Below are 17,761 nucleotides of genomic sequence, written 5' to 3' on the forward strand. Positions count from 1 at the left end.
TAAGGAGATAACTATATGAATGTACAAAATAAAACAAAGGTTCAATTAAAAATTTCAAATGAAATCAAAAGTTTCAAAAAATTTTTTAATGACCCTATTCTTTTCTCTACAATTATTTTTGTAATAGTTATTATATTACTTTTTACAATACTTCCTTTATTCAATATTTTAAAGGAAAGTTTTACTGCTAATAATACTTTTTCTTTCCAACATTATATAGAGGTTATGAACCTTCCTGAAAGTTTAAATATCATCAAAAATACCATTTTATTAGGTATCGTAACCTCTATTTTTTCTACTGGAATTGGATTTTTCTTTGCCTATGGTATGACCTATTTAGAACTGCCTCTTAAGAAAATCTTTAATAGTGTCGCTATTCTTCCTATAGTTTCACCACCTTTTGTTGTAGCTTTATCTGCCATTTTGCTTCTTGGAAGAAGAGGTTTTATAACACGAGGGATTTTAGGAATAAAAAATGCTGACATCTATGGTTTTCATGGCTTAGTTTTAGTACAAGTTTTAACCTTTTTTCCTGTTGCATATTTGATGCTAATAGGTTTATTACAAAGAATTGATCCATCTGTAGAAGAAGCTGCTAGGGATTTAGGTGCATCTCGGTGGGATGTTTTTAAAACTATAACCTTCCCTCTAATGATTCCAGGAATTGCCAATGCTTTTTTAGTTATTTTTATTCAAACTATAGCTGATTTTAGTAATCCTATGGTTATTGGTGGAAACTTTACAACTGTTGCTGTTCAGGTTTATCTTCAAGGGATAGGAAACTATGATATGGGAAGTGCCACTGCTCTTTCTATAATTCTCGTTTTAATATCTCTTTCTATATTTGTAACTCAAAAGTATTACATAAGTAAAAAGTCTTATGTTACTGTAACTGGAAAAGTTTCTAGAGAACGTGAAAAAATAAAGGAAAAATCTATAACACTGCCTATTTTTATAATTATGTCTCTTTTAACTATTTTTGTACTTATGATGTATATTACAATACCAATTGGTTCTCTTGTTAAACTTTGGGGAATAAACTACTCTCCATCTTTAGATCATTATAAATATGTTTTTGACTTAGGTATGAAACCTATTATTGATACAACTATTTTATCCTTAATATCTACTCCTATAACTGGAATCTTAGCTATGATTATTGCATTTTTAATAATTAGAGGAAAGTTTATTGGAAAAGGATTTATAGAATTTTCTACAATGATGGCCATTGCAATTCCTGGAACTATAGTTGGACTTGGTTATGTTATCACGTATAATACCAAACCTTTTATTTTAACTGGAACTGCAACTATCTTAATAATAGCTTTTATCATGAGAAATATGCCAATTGGAATTCGTTCTGGTATGGCTGCCCTTCAACAAATTGATCCATCTATTGAAGAAGCTGCAATGGTTTTAGGTGCAAATAGTAAGAAAGTATTTACTTCTATTACTCTTCCTATGGTTAAACCTGCATTTTTTAGTGGATTAGTCTACGCATTTGTTAGAAGCATGACTTTAGTTAGTACTGTTATATTCTTAGTTTCTGCAAATTATAATCTTCTAACAGTTGCTATTATGAATCAAATTGATGTAGGAAAAATAGGTGTTGCTTCAGCATATTGTACAATTTTAATCATCGTTGTTTTCTTGGTTATTGGAATTATGAAAATGGTCTTAAAACAGATGGGAATCGATGAAATTACAGAATAATAGGAGATAGAATATGGGTGCTAAAAGAGTTAAATTTGAAAATTTAAATAAAATTTTTTTAACAGATGATGATCGACAAGTTAAAGCTGTAGATAATTTTAATTTAGATATTAATCCTGGGGAGTTTGTTTGTTTACTTGGGCCATCTGGTTGCGGTAAAACAACTACTTTAAGAATGCTTGCTGGTTTTGAAATTCCAACAGATGGTCATATCTACATTGGAGATGAAAATGTTGAGCGAATAACTCCTGATAAAAGAGATACTGCAATGGTTTTTCAGAACTATGCACTGTTCCCTCACATGAATGTTTTTGATAATATCGCTTATGGATTAAAGTTACAAAAATTATCTAAAATAGAGATTAATGAACGAGTAAATAAAATACTTTCTCTTATGAAAATGGAGGATTTTGCCAACAGAGTTCCATCCCAAATGTCTGGAGGTCAACAACAAAGAGTTTCTTTAGCTAGAGCTTTAGTAATGGAACCTGGAGTTTTACTATTTGATGAGCCTCTTTCTAACTTAGATGCTAAACTTCGTATACATATGAGAGACGAGATTAGGAAAATCCAACAAGAAGTTGGCATAACATCAATATATGTAACTCATGATCAATCTGAGGCAATGGGACTTTCTGATAAAATTGTTATAATGAAAGATGGTAAAATTCAACAAGTTGGATCTCCAATAGAGGTTTATCAAAGACCTATCAACGAATTTGTTGCCAACTTCATTGGAAAAGCAAATATTTTTCCAGCTATTGTTTTAGAATCTTCTGAAACTTTTACAATTGTTAAAATTTATGAAAAAGAGTACAAGGTAGAGCACAATGAAAAATTAGAGATAAACTCTACGGTAAAAGTTTTAGCAAGACCTGAAACTATTTTAATTGGTGCTTCTGAAATGAATGGACTAGTTACAAGAAGTATGTTTATGGGAGGACATCATGAATATGAGATTCTCATTGATTCTAACTTTAAAATTGAAGTTTCTTTAAATAATCCCATGAATAAAAAAATATATAAAGTTGGAGAAAAAATAGAGTTTGGATTGGATATTAATTCTCTTCATATAATCAAAGAGTAGTCGTATTTTCCTCTCATAAAAAGCAAAGGTGCAGTTCAAAACTAAACGAACTTGCACCTTTTTAATTTTTTTAATTCTTATGAGAACTGAGCATCACATAGTCCACAACCTGAGCAAACATGCCCATTGTAAGAGAATGCAATTTTCTGAGCTCTTTGTTTTTTTCTTAACTCTGCCACATGTCCCTCTCCCTCTCCATTAACATGATATTTTAGCATTTCAACTAAATTATCCATACATGAAGATAACCCTTTTATTGGAGCTCCTGAACATGGATTATCATCTAAAAGAGCGATAACTTTATCTACTTCCATTCCTGGTAGCAACTTAGATATTGCATTTAAGTTTCCTGGACATCCTTTCACTGCTGAAAATGATGCTATTTTCCCATCTTTAACTTCTACAGTCATCTCTTTAGAGCAGGCTCCATAAGGTACCTCTGTAAACTTAACATCTTTTTTTACTTCTGCATTAGCAAAAGTACTTATCATTAAAGCTCCAGCTAATAAAAATAAATTTCTTTTCATAATTTTTTCCCCCTTGTATTTTTATATTGTTAATATAGCTATATAGCTCATTATTTTCAATATGTCAAATAAAAAATTACTGTTTTTCCTTAATTTGTATTACATTTTATATATACCCTTTCTATATCATTTATATAGCTTTATATATCATTTTTTTGTCTTCTTAACTCTAACTAGGTCAATTTCAAACGAACGCCTTAAATCTCATTTAATAGCGTCATTTTTCTGTACTTTTGTTTTCAAAATAGTAACTCTACATTTTCATACCTATTTTTAAGTCTTTTTTTATATAAACTCCATATTTTAAATACTTTAGTCTAGTTTTTACCTCTTTCCTCTTAATTTTGATTAAAAAAAATTGCAGATTTTACTCTGCAATTCCTTTATTTTACAACTATTCTTCCCTCTAATTTAGGGTTTAACACCTTTATTTTTTTCACATAATCAATAAAGATATCTGAATCAATATTTTTTTCTGAATCTATCTCTACTACTCCCATAGTATTTTTTAACATTTGAAACCCGTCTCCTCCATTTTTTATGTATAAAGGAAGAGCAACTGTATAAATAGTTTCTAATTGAATAGGTTTACCATTTATAGTAACATTGCTTACTCTTGATCCCATTTCATTTTTAGGGTTATAACTATATTCCATTCCTGAAACCTGTAAAAATCTTCCAGCTTTCTTATCCACACTACTAACTCCATGTTCCAATGCTTCTACTATAGTTTTTCCACTATATTTAAAAGCACCAACTTTATTTGAAAATGGAAGAATTGATATTGCATCTCTTAATCTAAAATCTCCAGATTCTATATTTGCTCTAATTCCTCCACCATTCATAAATGCAATCTCTGTATTAAAGTGATTTTTATAAGCATCTGCTATTAGATTTCCTACATTACTTTCCTCATATCTAGCATGATGATTCTCTCCAAATCCTGAATCTAGTTTTACATTGTTTTTTGCAATAACAGTTCCTAAATCTCTATCTAATTTTTCTTTATAAAACTCTTCTAATTTTAACATCTCCTTATCTGAAGGAACAGAATTATCCACTGGCAAAAATTCTAGACTTTGTTTTATTTTTCCATCTTTATTTTTAAATATATCAATTTTTACAATAGATCCCATATTTCCTTGTGGAGAGACAATTGGCTTTTCTCCTACATATGTCACAAAATTATATTTTTCAGATTTTTCTTCTGCTAATACTGCATTTATTTCTGGATATTTTTCTAAAATCTCTATATTAAGCTCTGGTTCTGATTGAGTTAAAAGAACTATGAAATCAACTTTTTCTTTTTTTAGTTTTTCTAAATTTTCTCCAATGCTTTTTATTATATCCTCTTGATAAATTTCAGTTGTTTGAATTGTTGTTTCCATTCCATCAGTAGTTCCTAGAAATCCAACTTTAAAATCTCCTATCTTTTTTACAATATACTCTTTAGAATTATTAAAAGGCTTTCCTGAGCTTTCTTTTAAGTTAGTACTTATCCATTGAAACTTAGATTTATTAACTAAGTTTCTAGCTTCAGTTACTCCAAAATCAAACTCATGTTGTCCAAAATTTGAAATATCTATAGGCATTTTATTAAAAGCTTCAATCATTGGAAATCCATGATAAACAGCTCCAAATAAAACTCCCCCTCCTAAATCTCCACCTTGAAGCACTATAGTATTTTTATTTTCTTTTTTTACAGAATCAACTAAAGTTTTAGCTCTAGCAACTCCTCCTCTCTCTCCATGCTTATCTACAACTGGATAAATCACATGAGAGTCATTAAAATATAGTAGTGTCGCTTTTTCTTGAGCAACAACCAATGACGAAATAAGTAAAAAACTAAGTAATAATTTTTTCAAAATACACCCTCCAATAAAATAATTAAATTTAAATCTGAAGTATTATATCACATATACCAACTATAAAGCAAAAAGCTGTAGATTTCTCCACAGCTTTAACCATTAATAATTACACCTTCACTATCTATATTCTCTTTAAAATCTTGATTGCTTATAGATATATAATTTACAACATCCACAGTATATATTATGCTACTTTCCTCAAAATAATCTCTTATTTTATACATAATTTTATCTACATCACCTTTTATCGCAATATCTATATCTGAAACTCTACTGTAATCTCCTCTTGCTCTAGATCCAAATATAACAATCTCATCTATCTCAGGAAATAGATAATACAAAACTTTTATCTCATCTAACTCTCTTTCCTTCAAACCAAACTTCATTTAAAAGTTCATCTCCTTTAAAAAGTGAAATAACAAATCTAATTCTTTAAAATATTTTTTTGTTATTCTTAAATATATATCATCTGCCATTGATTGACTATAAATATGTGATGTTAAATTTCTATCATCTATCATCTCTATCCAAATCTCACCACTTTTTATAATTCCAGCTTTATATGCTTCTCTCACAACACTTTTTGGTGTATTCACACAATCTATTCCTTCATTCACTAGATATGTTTTTAGTATTTTCCAAGATAACTCTAACGTGAATTCAAATCTTTGAATTACTCCATCCTTTAGTGTTGATAACTCTATTTTTTTACTATCTTTTATGGCTTCATCTAATCTTGAAACAGCGTTCTCTAAATCTTTAATTTTTTCACTCCATCTCTTTCCCATAAAAACATCACCCTATTCTAACTTTTTTATATATTGTATCATATCTATCTTGCTTAAGCAAAAAAGCTGTAGATTTCTCCACAGCTTTAATATTTTTTATTTATTTTTTATATCCTCAACAGTTATTGATCTTATATTTGTAGCTCTTCCCTCTTTTGGTAGAGTTATTTTTCCTTCATTTATAAGTTCAACTGCAATAGCTTGATTTTTATCTCCTGGTAGTCCTATTATTTCCCAGTTATTATCTGGCAATCCATCAATTACCTTTTTCTCTTGGACATATTTCATAGATAGTTGTTGAATAGTCCCCTCTGCTTTCCCATAAGCAGTTTTAGAATCCCATAAAATAGGTATATTTCTATTTTCAAATATGCCACCTTTTTTAGCTAACATATCGAATCTATATGAATTCATTCCAACTTTAACTTTCATATCATCTGTTATTGGAGTTCCATCCATAAGTTTTAAATCTTTTATTCTATTTCCTTTTTCCTCTCTTAAATCAATCTTATATTGTGCTCCACCAAATTGATCATATAAGCTATATTTAAAAGATCTTTTATCTAAATCAAAACTTATTGTTAAATCTCCAGGTTTTAAAGTATTAAAATATTCAGCAGACCACTCCATATAATTTTTTAGGTCTTTCCCTGTGAATTCATATACAGTAATCTCTCCACCTGTATAACGATAGTTATAAGCAATATCTTTTTTCTTTACCTCACCTGCATCCCATTTAGAGTCATCTCTATCTAAAGAAAGTGCAACAACTTGTGCATCACTATAATTTAACATAACATTATGTAAAAAAGTGGCAAGTCCTGTATCCTCTACATAGATGCTTGGAATTCCTTTAACCTTATCCTTTGGTACAAGAGGATTACTTGCTTTTCCTATAACTATGTTAGCTTCCTCTCTTAACTTTTCATGATAAGGAGCATATATTTTATCTACTCTTTCACTATTTTCAACACCTTTTAAAGAAACAGTTTTAGCCTCTTTTGATACAAGTTTTGATTTTTTATTAGTGTCAAACTTTAAATCAACTATTGATAAGTCTTGTCCATATTTATAAGGTGCTGTTATTACCACACCATTTTCAACTATACTTGAAACCTCTTTATGTGCATGTCCTGATAGGATAACATCTATTTCTGGAATTGCATTTGCTATATCTTTCACTCCACTTCCAGGAACACCATTCTCATTATCATATCCCATATGAGCAACTAAAACTATAGCATCCACTTTTCCTTTTAATTTTTCAACCTGTGCTTTTATAGCTGGAATTGAATCCATAACCTCTAAATCTTTTACATTTCCTGTATCTGCTTCAAACTTTGTAATAAGAGGAGTTGTTACACCAATAAATCCAACTTTAATTCCATCTTTTTCCATTATTGTAGAACCTTCTAGAAACTCTTTTCCATCTTTTTTATAAAAAAGATTTGATGCTAAAGATTTTCCTTTAAAATCCTGTGTGTACTTTGATAAAACATCTAATCCAAAGTTAAACTCATGATTTCCTGGAACAAATACATCATACTCCATTACATTCATAACTTTTGCTACTGGATTTGGAAAAACTTTTGAGAACTTTTCAACAGAGTTGTCTTGAATTGCATCACCAACATCAACTAAGATAACATTGTTGCTCTTTTCTTTTTCTTTAGACACATATGTATCTATTTGGCTAAAACTTCCAGAAACATATGAATCTCCTGAATACTCCCAAGGAATAATTCTTCCATGTACATCTGAGCTAGATATTATTTTTATATCCACCTCTTTAGCCAATAAAAACGATGTTGTTAAAGTTCCTATTAGCACCACATTTTTTAATCTCATTTAATCTCCTCCTGATTTTGTATTATACAGATTAACACTATTGTAATTCTTTTTTTTATTAGTAGCAAGTTTTTGTTAAGAAATTAAAAAATTGCAGACAAAATCTGCAATTTTTTATATTTTCAATACTCTCCACTAGCTACTATTATAGCTGCTAAATCTCCAACATTTTCACTTAACTCTGCTGGTACAATTTTACAACCATTTAACGATTGTTCTATACACTCTTTTTCTAAAATTAAATCAACAATAGGTTTAAGCAGATTTTCACATCTACTATAGATACTTCCAATCACTATTGCTTCAGGATTTAATATATCTATTAATATTGAAAGACCTTGACCTAATCGCCTTGCACTTTCATCTATTATTTTTTTAGATAATACCTCTCCTTCAAAGGCCAATATCAATATATCTTTAGCTTCTATAGAACCTCTTTCATACTTTTCTTTTAATGGGCCAGAATATCCTTTGCCTAACTCTTCTTTTAAAAATATTTCTCCAAGTTTTACTATTCCGCCACCACTACAATATCCTTCAAAAGACCCAGCTTTACCAAATCCAACTGGTCCTGTAGTATTTAATCTAATGTGCCCAACCTCTCCTGCACAATCTTGTTTTCCACAATACAATTTATTATTTAGTATTAGTCCTGCTCCCATTCCAGTTCCAAAAGTTAAAAAAACTAAATTTTCAAAACCTTTACCTGCTCCTAGTTTCCATTCAGCTAAAGCACAGGCATTTGCGTCATTTTGTAAATATACTTTTGTATTAAAGCTGCTTTTTAAAATCTCTATTATATTAACATTGTCCCATCCTGGAAGATTAGGAGGAGAAAGTATCACTCCCTCCCTACTATTTAGTGGACCTCCACAACTTATACCTATTCCTAAAATATCCTCTTTAGTTATAGCCATCTCTTTCAATTGAATATCTATATTCTCCACTATTCTTTCTATACTTTTTAAAGGTAATTTAGTTTCTGCAGTTAAAAACCTTTTTTTATTAAGTATATTAAAATTTTTATCAGCAACAACTGTTGCTATTTTAGTGCCTCCTATATCTATTCCCACATAGTAATTCATCTATTTTAAATCTCCTACTGTTACAACTTTAACTCCAGTATCCACATGCTTTGGAACCTCTTTACCATTTATATTATCATAAGCTGCCGCTACTCCATCATATCCCATTTTCTCAGGATTTTGAACCATAGAAGCTTGAATAGAACCATTCTTTAATCCAGTTATAGTATCTTTAGAGAAATCAAATCCTACTAACTTAATTTTTCCAATATTTCCACTTTCCTCTAAAGCTCTCGAAATTCCTACTGTTGATCCTTCGTTAGAACCATAGAATGCTACTAAATCTGGATTTGCTGTCATCATATCAGTAGCTTGATTTAATGCTACAGCTTTATCTCCATTTGAATATTGAATTCCTGCTACTTTCATATTTGGATATTTCTCTTTCAATCTATCTTCAAATCCAGAAGATCTAGCTATAGCTGTTCCTGCTCCTGGCTGAGCATTGATAATTCCAACTTTTCCTTTTTCATTAACTAATTTTGCTAAAGTATCAGCTGCTAAAGCTCCTGCTGCGTAATTATCTGTAGATAGGAATGTTACATACCCTTCTGCATCAACTGGAGAATCTATTATAACAACTGGTATTTTCTCATCAATAGCTCTTTCCACAACAGGTCCTAATGCAGATTTATCAGATGGTGCTAAAAGAATTGCATCTACTTTCTGGTTTATAGCATCTTCAACCATTCTTGTTTGCTCATTTGGATCAACTTTTCCCGCTGGAGCTCTAAATATAATATCCACATCCCCTAACTCTTTAGCTTTAGTTTCTGCCCCTTTTTTTACTGATAACCAATGCTCATCCATTGAATCCATAGTTATTAAAACAAACTTCTTTTGTGCAAAAGCACCTGTAGCTAACCCTAAAAATAGTGATGATAATAATAGTAACTTTGAAACCTTTCTCATTTACTCCCTCCTCAATTAACTTTTATTTTCTTTTAATTCTATCAGCAAATACTGCTAATATAATAACTATTCCAATTAAAATCTCTTGTAGAAATGCTGAAACACCCATTAAATTTAATCCATTTCTTAAAACTCCAATTACTAGAGCTCCAATTAGTGTTCCTGTTATTATTCCCTCTCCTCCAGCTAAACTTGTTCCTCCAATTACAGCTGAAGCTACTGCAAATAGTTCATATCCCATCCCTGCACTTGGTTGTCCTGAAGCTATTCTAGAGGCTAATATTATTCCAGAACACGCTGCTAAAAATCCTGAAAATACGTAAACTTGAATCAATGTTTTTTTTGTGTTTATTCCTGATAATCTAGCCGCTTCAATATTACTTCCACATGCATATATATGTGTTCCAAGCTTTGTTTTAGAAAGAATAAAACCAAATATACCTGTTAATAAAAACATAATAATTACAGAAAATGGGACATCTAAAACTTTTCCATTTCCAATATATCTAAAAGCTTTTGGTAATCCACTAACTGGTATTCCATTAGTTATTACAAGAGCCAATCCTCTAACTATACTCATACTTCCTAAAGTTACTACAAATGGTGGTAAATCACCTAAAACTATTAGTAATCCATTTATAAGACCAGATATAATTCCAGTTATCAATCCTAACATAATAGCAATTATCATTGGAACTCCATTAACTAAAGCAAGAGATGTTACTATTCCAGCTATAGCCATATTTGATCCAATTGATAAATCTATTCCAGTTGTTATAAGTACAAAAGTTTGACCAATAGCTATTATAGCTATAATTGATGTTTGTAACGCTACTGTCATCATATTGTTCATTGTAAAAAAATATGGTGATGCCATTGAAAAAAATATCATCATTGCCACTAATCCACTTAATACTGATAAAATCTGAAAGTTTTCCTCTCCAACTTTTCCTCTAACCTCTTTTAGTACTCCAATTTTTGTACTCACTTTACCCTCCTTAATCATTAAATTTTGTAGCGTAGTGCATTATCTCCTCTTGAGTAGTCTCTCTTGTATTTAAATTTGCACGAATTTTTTTATTACACATAACAACTATTCTATCTGTAACTCCCAAAATCTCAGGGAGTTCCGAAGATACAACTATTACCCCTATCCCATCTTTTTTTAATTGATTTATTATCTTATAGATTTCAATTTTTGCATTTACGTCTATTCCTCTAGTTGGTTCATCAAATATAACAATTTTAGGATTATTTAAAAGCCACTTTCCTATTACAATCTTTTGTTGATTTCCTCCACTAAGATTTTTTACTTTTTGATAAACTGTAGGTGTTTTTATAGCTAACGCTTCTACCATTGAGTCACTTTTTTCTAAAAGTTCTTTTTTTCTTATTTTACCTAAAATTTTTGAACTTATTTTATCTAGTATTGGAAAACTTATATTTTGAACAACACTCATATTTATGGCAAGACCCTCTTTTTTTCTATCCTCTGCGATATAAGATATACCCTCTTTTATAGCTTCCATTGGAGATGAGATATTAACTTGATTTCCATTTATATAGATTTCTCCCGAACATTTTCCATAAGCACCAAAAATCCCTTTACAAAGTTCTGTTCTTCCTGCTCCAACCAATCCAGCGACTCCTAAAACCTCGCCCTCATAAAGTTCCATACTTATATCTTTAAAATAGTTATTTTTAGAATAATTTCTTATCTCTAAAATTTTATCTACTCCTCTTTTCACATCTATTCTTGGAAATTTTTCATCTACACTTCTTCCAACCATAAAAGCTATTATTTCATCTAAAGTTAAATTGTTAAATTTATCTGTTACAACCCATTTTCCATCTCTAAATATAGTAACCCTATCTGTTATCTCTTTTAATTCATCTAATTTATGTGATATATAAACAATACCTTTTTTAGCTTTTTTCAACTCTTTTATAACTTCAAAAAGTTGAGCAATCTCCCTTTCACTTAAAGATGAAGTTGGCTCATCCATTATTATAATATCTGCATTCTGTGATAACGCTTTTGCTATTTCTACAATTTGTTGATTTGATATTGAAAGGTTTTTAACTTTTTCCTTTGGATTTATATTAGATTTCAATGTAATCAAAAGCTTTCCAGCTTCCTCTTCCATTTTTTTTCTATCTAGACGAACTCCATTTACAAACTCTCTACTTAAAAATATATTCTCTGCTACTGAAAGATGAGGACAAAGATTTAGCTCTTGATAAATTATCCCAATACCTAGCTCTGCTGCATGTATCGGTGATTTTATCTCCTCTTTTTTTCCTTTTATATATATTTCTCCACCATCTTTTTGATGAACACCTGAAAAAATTTTCATCATAGTCGATTTTCCTGCTCCATTTTCACCTAAAAGAGCATGAACCTCTCCAGTTTTTAATGAAAAATTTACTCCATCTAAAGCTACAACTCCTGGAAAAATTTTTCTAATATCTTTAGCTTCTAATAGATAACTTTCCATTCACTCCTCCCTATTTTTTATTTTCAGTATCTTTATATACTTTATTAAGACTATTTTGTCAATTTTTTATATATGGAACTATTTATTATTTTATTATTTTCTTTTGGAAGTTTTTTTAAAAAATAAAAAAAAAATTTCTAATAGAATTTTTTTTTATACTTATGTTAACATATAATGTTGAATTAATAATATTATATAAGGGGGGAATTGAAAATTGTATAATGAAGAAAAATTACTAAAAAGATTTTTAAAAAAGAAAATTAAATTTAGTTTAGGATTTTTAGTTTCATTTTTGATAACTGGTAGTATGGGTTTTGCAACTGATTTTATTGTAAACACTGAAGACTTTGAATTTGGTCCAGAAGATACAAGCTATTCTTTTATAAATGTTGAAAAGGGTGATTATTTTTTAAATAATGGTAAAATATCCTTTATCGATAAAATAGGTGGTATTTTATGGGGATATTCGAGCAATATTATAAACGGTGAAAATGGAGAACTTTATATAAAAACACCATCTGAAGAACTTCCAAATTCTAATATGGCTCAAGGAATTTATGGAGATAACTGTAATATCACAAACAATGGTAAAATCATTATTGAAGGTGTTGAAACTTCAAATAATAGAAAAACTTTTGGTACTGCTATAGCTGCACATGGAAAAAGTTTTGTTACAAATAATGGTAAAATTATTGTTACAGGATTATCTGCTAATGGGGTTTTTAGTAATGGAGCTACTGTTATAAACGAAGCCAATGGTGAGATTACTGTTAAATCAAATGATGGTGCTAGTGGAATATCTTTATCTAATCAAAACGATATTAATGGAAACCAGCTTCCAGATACAGAAGCCTATGCTGTAAATAAAGGTAGTATCATTGTTGAGGGCGAAAATTCTATTGGTATTAATAACCAACGAAAGTCTACGTTTATTAACGAAGGAACTATTTTAACTACTGGTAATAGTAGTTTTGGAATTTATACTCAAATGAATGGTGTTTCATCTAATGATGGAATAATTAAAACTACTGGTGATTACGGAACAGGAGTCAAAATAGAAAACTCTCAATTTTTAAATAAAACAAATGGAAATATTACTACTAACGGTAATTTTGCAGTTGGAATATATTTAAATAATTATAGCAAGGGAAAAAATAGTGGTAATATTAAAACTACTGGATTAAGCTCTATGGGAGTTCTAGTAAACCATAATTCTCAATTCGAAAATACGGGACTTATTGAAGTTAATGGAGATGCTTTTAATAATCATAATGTCAATTCTGGAATTGACATTCAAAATACATCTAAAGCTTTAAATAATGGTAATATTAAAACTACTGGTAAAGCTGCTTTTGGAATACGAAATAATGGTATTGCTATTAATGATGAAGATGGAGTTATCGAAACTGAAGGATTAAATGGTAATGGAATTTGTTCTCAAAAAAACTCTTTAACTGACGAAGGTATTGCTATTAATTTGGGTAAAGTTATCACTAAAGGCGAAGGTGCTAAAGGAATTACTGTTAACGGAAACGATGCTAAAGGATTAAATAATGGAAGTATTTTAACTACTGGTAATAATTCTAATGGTATGGATGCTTGGCAAGGTATTATTGAAAACAACGGTTCTATATCAACTTTAGGAAATTTTGCTAATGGTATGAAAATAGATAATTCAATAGCTATAAATGGAAAATCTGGAATCATAACCACTGAAGGAAATACTTCTAGAGGTATTGCTGGATTTAATAGTGGTAAAATTGAAAACTATGGAAGAATTGAAACTACTGGTATAAAAGCTAGAGGCATTCATTTAAATGGTAAGGAAATAATTGGAATAAATCATAAATCGGGACTTATTAAAACTTTAGGTGAAAAATCTTATGGTATGAGAGCATTCAATGGAGCTTCACTTGAGAATCATGGAACTATTTTAACTGGTGATAAAAAGGATTCATCTAAAGGATTTAAAGCATATGGTATGAATGCTTTTAGAAGTATTTTTCTTGGAAAAGTAGAATCTGATTCTGATGTTTTAGAAACTGTAGTTTACGATTATAAAGATGATTATGCTAGCAACGATTGTAAAGTTTTAAATACAGGTACTATTGAAACCTATGGTGATTTTACACACGGAATAAATATATTCTCTGGAAATAATGTTATAAATAGTGGAGATATATCTACTGATGGAGTTGAAGCATCTGGAATTGCTATAAACTATTCTGGTACTGGTGAAAATTCAGGAAAAATTCAAACTACTGGGGATGAAGCCAAAGGCATAAAAGTTATATCTATGACATACTCCTCTGACGAAATAGAATATGAACTTAATGGTGAAGAAAAATACAAATATTTAATATCTAAAAATGATGACAAAGCTACCTTTATAAATCACAAAAATGGAAATATCATTACTAAAGGGGATTCTGCTTATGGTGTTTATTTAGATAGCCATATAGCTAATGATGAAACTATCGATTTAGCTAATAAACTTGGAATTATCTTAGAAGAAACTGAAATTAAAAAAGCTGAATTTACTAACAATGGTAATATTGAAACTCATGGAGATTCTGCTTATGGTATTTTTTCATCTGCCTCTATTGTTAATAATAATGGAAAAATTCATACAAGAGGTAAAGGTGCTTACGGTATTTATGCTATAAATGGTTCAGAAGTTAATCATACTGGGAAGATTCATGTGAATGATCCTCAAGCTTTTGGTATTGTATATGATTCTACATCGATTGTAAATATATCTAAAAATGCCGAAATTAAAGTTAACGGAAAAGGTTCTAATGCTATTAAAATGTTAGAAAACATTCAAAGAGATTACTCGATGAAGTCATCTAAAATTAATAACTATGGTGATATATCTATTGAAGGAGAAAACTCAAAAGGAATTGTCTTACAGAGCCAAGGTGAAGCTATGAATAGTGGAACTATCGATATTATTGGAGAAAATGCTATTGGTATGCTTGCTAATGGTTATAACTCTTTAATAATTAACTCTGGATTAATCTCTCTAAATCTTCAAGATAAAAGTATTGCTATGAAAGGAGAAAATGGAGCTACTGTTACAAATAGTGGAACTATAAAACTTAAAGATTTTACTGATATAAATATAACTCAAAAGGATTTAAATAATATATTAAATGTTGATAAAAATAGTTCATTAATTAATAATGGTTTAGTTGTTAATTCACAGGATAAAATTGTTATTTCTTCTGGAGAAGTTGTTGAAAATGAAATTATAAGCATTGAAAAAGATGAGATATTTAAAAGTAATGATACAATTACTATAACAGGAAATAAATTAGAGGGTATTTTAAATCAAGGGGAAAATTTTGTTGAAAATAACAATAAATATCTTTTAAAAGTTGAAAATAGCGATAGTGAACTTTTAATTTCAGGAACTATCAATGCTGGAAAAAATGCTATTGAAGTTGGTAAAAACTCTAGTATTAACTTCACTGGAACCGTTAATAGCTTGGAAAATGCTTTTAATCTAAATAGTTCAAATTTAAAAAGTATTAATGGAAATATTGTAGGAAATATTGTTTTAAGTGGTGATAACTCAATATCTTTATCTAATTCTGAAATTGCCGGTGATATTATCGGAAATGATAATTCTATAAATGATATTAAAATAGAAGATTCAACGTCTATAAAAGGTAATATTTTATTAGGAAGCGGAAATGATAACTTAAGCATTGATTCATCATCTGCTAATCTACTACTTTCGTCTGCTATAATAGATGGAGGAAATGGAAATGATTCAATTACTATTGGAGAAAAGGATAGTCTAACAATTGTAAAAGCAACTCTTAAAAATTTTGATAATAACTATTTTTTAGGAACTGTTTATTTGGATCATAATGCAAAAATTCTATCTGAATCATCTACAACTTTATATAGTTTAAAAAATTCTAATATTGGTGATATAAATATTCCATCTGGCTCTACTTTAATTTTAGGAGTTAATGAAAATGGTGAACACTCTTTAGATAGTATCTCAGGAAATACTATTTCTGCTCAAGATGGAGGAACATTAATTATTCAAAGTGATAATATTAAAATTAATAACTCTGGAAAATATGAGTTAAATTTATCAGGAACAAATATTGATTTACTTGATGATAACATATCAACTTCTCAATTTATCTATAATATTTCAAAAGTAAACGAAGATATTTTAGAGCTTTCTATGAAATCATTAGATAATATAGGAATAAGTAATGATTATAAAAATATTTATGATAGTCTTATATCATCAGGATTCATTTCTGATTTAAACTCTACGAAACTTGGAAATGAAAAGGAATTAGAATCAATTTTATATCAAACTAAGTACAAAACTCCATATAGTTACTCTATTAAATCTAGTAAAAATTTTATAGATGCCTGGAATAATGGGATTACATCTTTAAATAATATTATTATAAAAGAAAAATGGAATGTTACTGGAAAAGTTATTGGTAGCTACGATAATTTTAAAGGAGATTACTCTCACAATTCTAACCAAAGTGGGCTACTTGCTTCTGGTGAATATGGAATAAGTCAAAATGCATCATTTGGATTAAATTTTGGTGGTGGAAAAAGTAATATCAAACTTGATGATAACTCTTCTAAATTAGAAAGTGATAATTTTTATTTTGGATTATTTTCTAGAAAAACTATTGGAAATTTAAATTTTTTAGGAGCTTTAGGTTATCAAAAAGATAGATATGAGGCAAAAAGATCTGTTACTAACAATGTTGATTATTTCACTTTTGATAAAAATTATGATTTAGATGGATTAAACTTTTTATTAGAAAGTAAATACATTTATTTAATTAACGATGAGTTCTTTTTAGAACCAAAATTAAGTTTCAATTATAATTATTTATCTCAAGAAAGCTTATCTGAAAATAATAAAACTATGGCGCTAAGTGTTAGTAAAGAAACTGCTAATATCTTTGAGGGAAGTTTTGAAATTGATTTTAAGAAAAACATTTATAGTTATAAAGGATTTAGTGGTAGTCTATTTACTGGAATAGGTTACTCTTATATTGGAGGGGATATTAATAAAAACTTAGATGCTTATTTTGAAAATGGATCTAAATTTGAAATTCAAGGTCCTGATTTCGGTGGAAATAAAGGAAAGTTGTCTATTGGAGGAGAACTTTCTAATCAATTAGGGTATTCTTATGGAGTAAAATTAGATTATAACTTTGGTAAAAATACTAGAGATACTCAAGTTGTTGTTTCTTTAGGATATCAATTCTAAAAACTTATTAAACTTTGGGAGTTTTCTACATTTAGTGTAAACTCTAAAAAATTTAGAGTAATATTTTATATTTTTTAGGGGATGATTTTTTTTGATCATCCCTTTTTAAATATCCATTTTTATATATTTTAGAGAAATCTTAATAAAGTGGAAAAATAGTCCACTT

Annotated in this window: 12 protein-coding genes; 3 read left to right on the forward strand and 9 right to left on the reverse strand. The window is 29.1% G+C overall.

What is annotated here, in order from left to right; translation table 11 throughout:
* Window positions 1-15 precede the first annotated feature (15 nt).
* A complete protein-coding gene (locus H5J23_RS11845; protein ID WP_185892410.1) occupies window positions 16-1,713 on the forward strand; it encodes an iron ABC transporter permease in 1,698 nt (565 codons plus the stop codon).
* A gap of 13 nt (window positions 1,714-1,726) precedes the next feature.
* A complete protein-coding gene (locus H5J23_RS11850; protein ID WP_185892412.1) occupies window positions 1,727-2,800 on the forward strand; it encodes an ABC transporter ATP-binding protein in 1,074 nt (357 codons plus the stop codon).
* Between the two features lie 77 nt (window positions 2,801-2,877).
* On the opposite strand, the gene H5J23_RS11855 is transcribed toward H5J23_RS11850, so the two are convergent.
* From H5J23_RS11855 to H5J23_RS11895, 9 genes are all read right to left on the reverse strand, one after another.
* On the reverse strand, window positions 2,878-3,327 hold the full coding sequence (locus H5J23_RS11855; RefSeq protein ID WP_185892414.1) for a TSCPD domain-containing protein: 450 nt from the start codon (window positions 3,325-3,327) through the stop codon (window positions 2,878-2,880).
* Window positions 3,328-3,710: 383 nt separating this feature from the next.
* Window positions 3,711-5,192, reverse strand: coding sequence for a bifunctional UDP-sugar hydrolase/5'-nucleotidase (locus H5J23_RS11860; RefSeq protein ID WP_185892415.1), 1,482 nt, complete (start codon window positions 5,190-5,192; stop codon window positions 3,711-3,713).
* Between the two features lie 95 nt (window positions 5,193-5,287).
* The gene (locus H5J23_RS11865; protein ID WP_023050559.1) at window positions 5,288-5,581 is read right to left on the reverse strand and encodes a nucleotidyltransferase family protein; all 294 of its coding nucleotides are present in this window, start codon (window positions 5,579-5,581) and stop codon (window positions 5,288-5,290) included.
* Entirely contained in the window at window positions 5,582-5,983 is a 402-nt protein-coding gene (locus H5J23_RS11870; protein WP_185892417.1) for a nucleotidyltransferase substrate binding protein, read from the reverse strand.
* Window positions 5,984-6,079: 96 nt separating this feature from the next.
* Complete coding sequence (locus tag H5J23_RS11875; protein ID WP_185892419.1) at window positions 6,080-7,831, reverse strand: bifunctional UDP-sugar hydrolase/5'-nucleotidase; 1,752 nt, start codon at window positions 7,829-7,831, stop codon at window positions 6,080-6,082.
* A gap of 122 nt (window positions 7,832-7,953) precedes the next feature.
* Window positions 7,954-8,916 carry an ROK family protein gene (locus H5J23_RS11880; RefSeq protein ID WP_185892421.1) on the reverse strand — a complete coding sequence of 321 codons (963 nt, stop codon included), beginning with the start codon at window positions 8,914-8,916 and terminating at the stop codon, window positions 7,954-7,956.
* A complete protein-coding gene (locus H5J23_RS11885) occupies window positions 8,917-9,828 on the reverse strand; it encodes an ABC transporter substrate-binding protein (RefSeq protein WP_023050555.1) in 912 nt (303 codons plus the stop codon).
* A gap of 22 nt (window positions 9,829-9,850) precedes the next feature.
* Complete coding sequence (locus tag H5J23_RS11890) at window positions 9,851-10,816, reverse strand: ABC transporter permease (protein WP_211231174.1); 966 nt, start codon at window positions 10,814-10,816, stop codon at window positions 9,851-9,853.
* A gap of 10 nt (window positions 10,817-10,826) precedes the next feature.
* On the reverse strand, window positions 10,827-12,326 hold the full coding sequence (locus H5J23_RS11895) for a sugar ABC transporter ATP-binding protein (RefSeq protein ID WP_185892423.1): 1,500 nt from the start codon (window positions 12,324-12,326) through the stop codon (window positions 10,827-10,829).
* Between the two features lie 214 nt (window positions 12,327-12,540).
* On the opposite strand from H5J23_RS11895, the gene H5J23_RS11900 reads away from it, so the two are divergent.
* Window positions 12,541-17,595, forward strand: coding sequence for an autotransporter outer membrane beta-barrel domain-containing protein (locus H5J23_RS11900; RefSeq protein ID WP_185892425.1), 5,055 nt, complete (start codon window positions 12,541-12,543; stop codon window positions 17,593-17,595).
* The last annotated feature ends 166 nt before the right edge of the window (window positions 17,596-17,761 follow it).

Origin of the sequence: Cetobacterium sp. 2G large (assembly GCF_014250655.1) — a bacterium.
Taxonomy (GTDB): Bacteria; Fusobacteriota; Fusobacteriia; order Fusobacteriales; family Fusobacteriaceae; genus Cetobacterium_A; species Cetobacterium_A somerae.

What these genes read in the sequence shown, in the direction of transcription:
- H5J23_RS11870 (WP_185892417.1), bottom strand. Translation starts at nt 5,983, where the DNA reads ATGGGAAAGAGATGGAGTGAAAAAATTAAAGATTTAGAGAACGCTGTT.
- H5J23_RS11895 (WP_185892423.1), bottom strand. Translation starts at nt 12,326, where the DNA reads ATGGAAAGTTATCTATTAGAAGCTAAAGATATTAGAAAAATTTTTCCA.
- H5J23_RS11885 (WP_023050555.1), bottom strand. Translation starts at nt 9,828, where the DNA reads ATGAGAAAGGTTTCAAAGTTACTATTATTATCATCACTATTTTTAGGG.
- H5J23_RS11865 (WP_023050559.1), bottom strand. Translation starts at nt 5,581, where the DNA reads ATGAAGTTTGGTTTGAAGGAAAGAGAGTTAGATGAGATAAAAGTTTTG.
- H5J23_RS11875 (WP_185892419.1), bottom strand. Translation starts at nt 7,831, where the DNA reads ATGAGATTAAAAAATGTGGTGCTAATAGGAACTTTAACAACATCGTTT.
- H5J23_RS11880 (WP_185892421.1), bottom strand. Translation starts at nt 8,916, where the DNA reads ATGAATTACTATGTGGGAATAGATATAGGAGGCACTAAAATAGCAACA.
- H5J23_RS11855 (WP_185892414.1), bottom strand. Translation starts at nt 3,327, where the DNA reads ATGAAAAGAAATTTATTTTTATTAGCTGGAGCTTTAATGATAAGTACT.
- H5J23_RS11850 (WP_185892412.1), top strand. Translation starts at nt 1,727, where the DNA reads ATGGGTGCTAAAAGAGTTAAATTTGAAAATTTAAATAAAATTTTTTTA.
- H5J23_RS11845 (WP_185892410.1), top strand. Translation starts at nt 16, where the DNA reads ATGAATGTACAAAATAAAACAAAGGTTCAATTAAAAATTTCAAATGAA.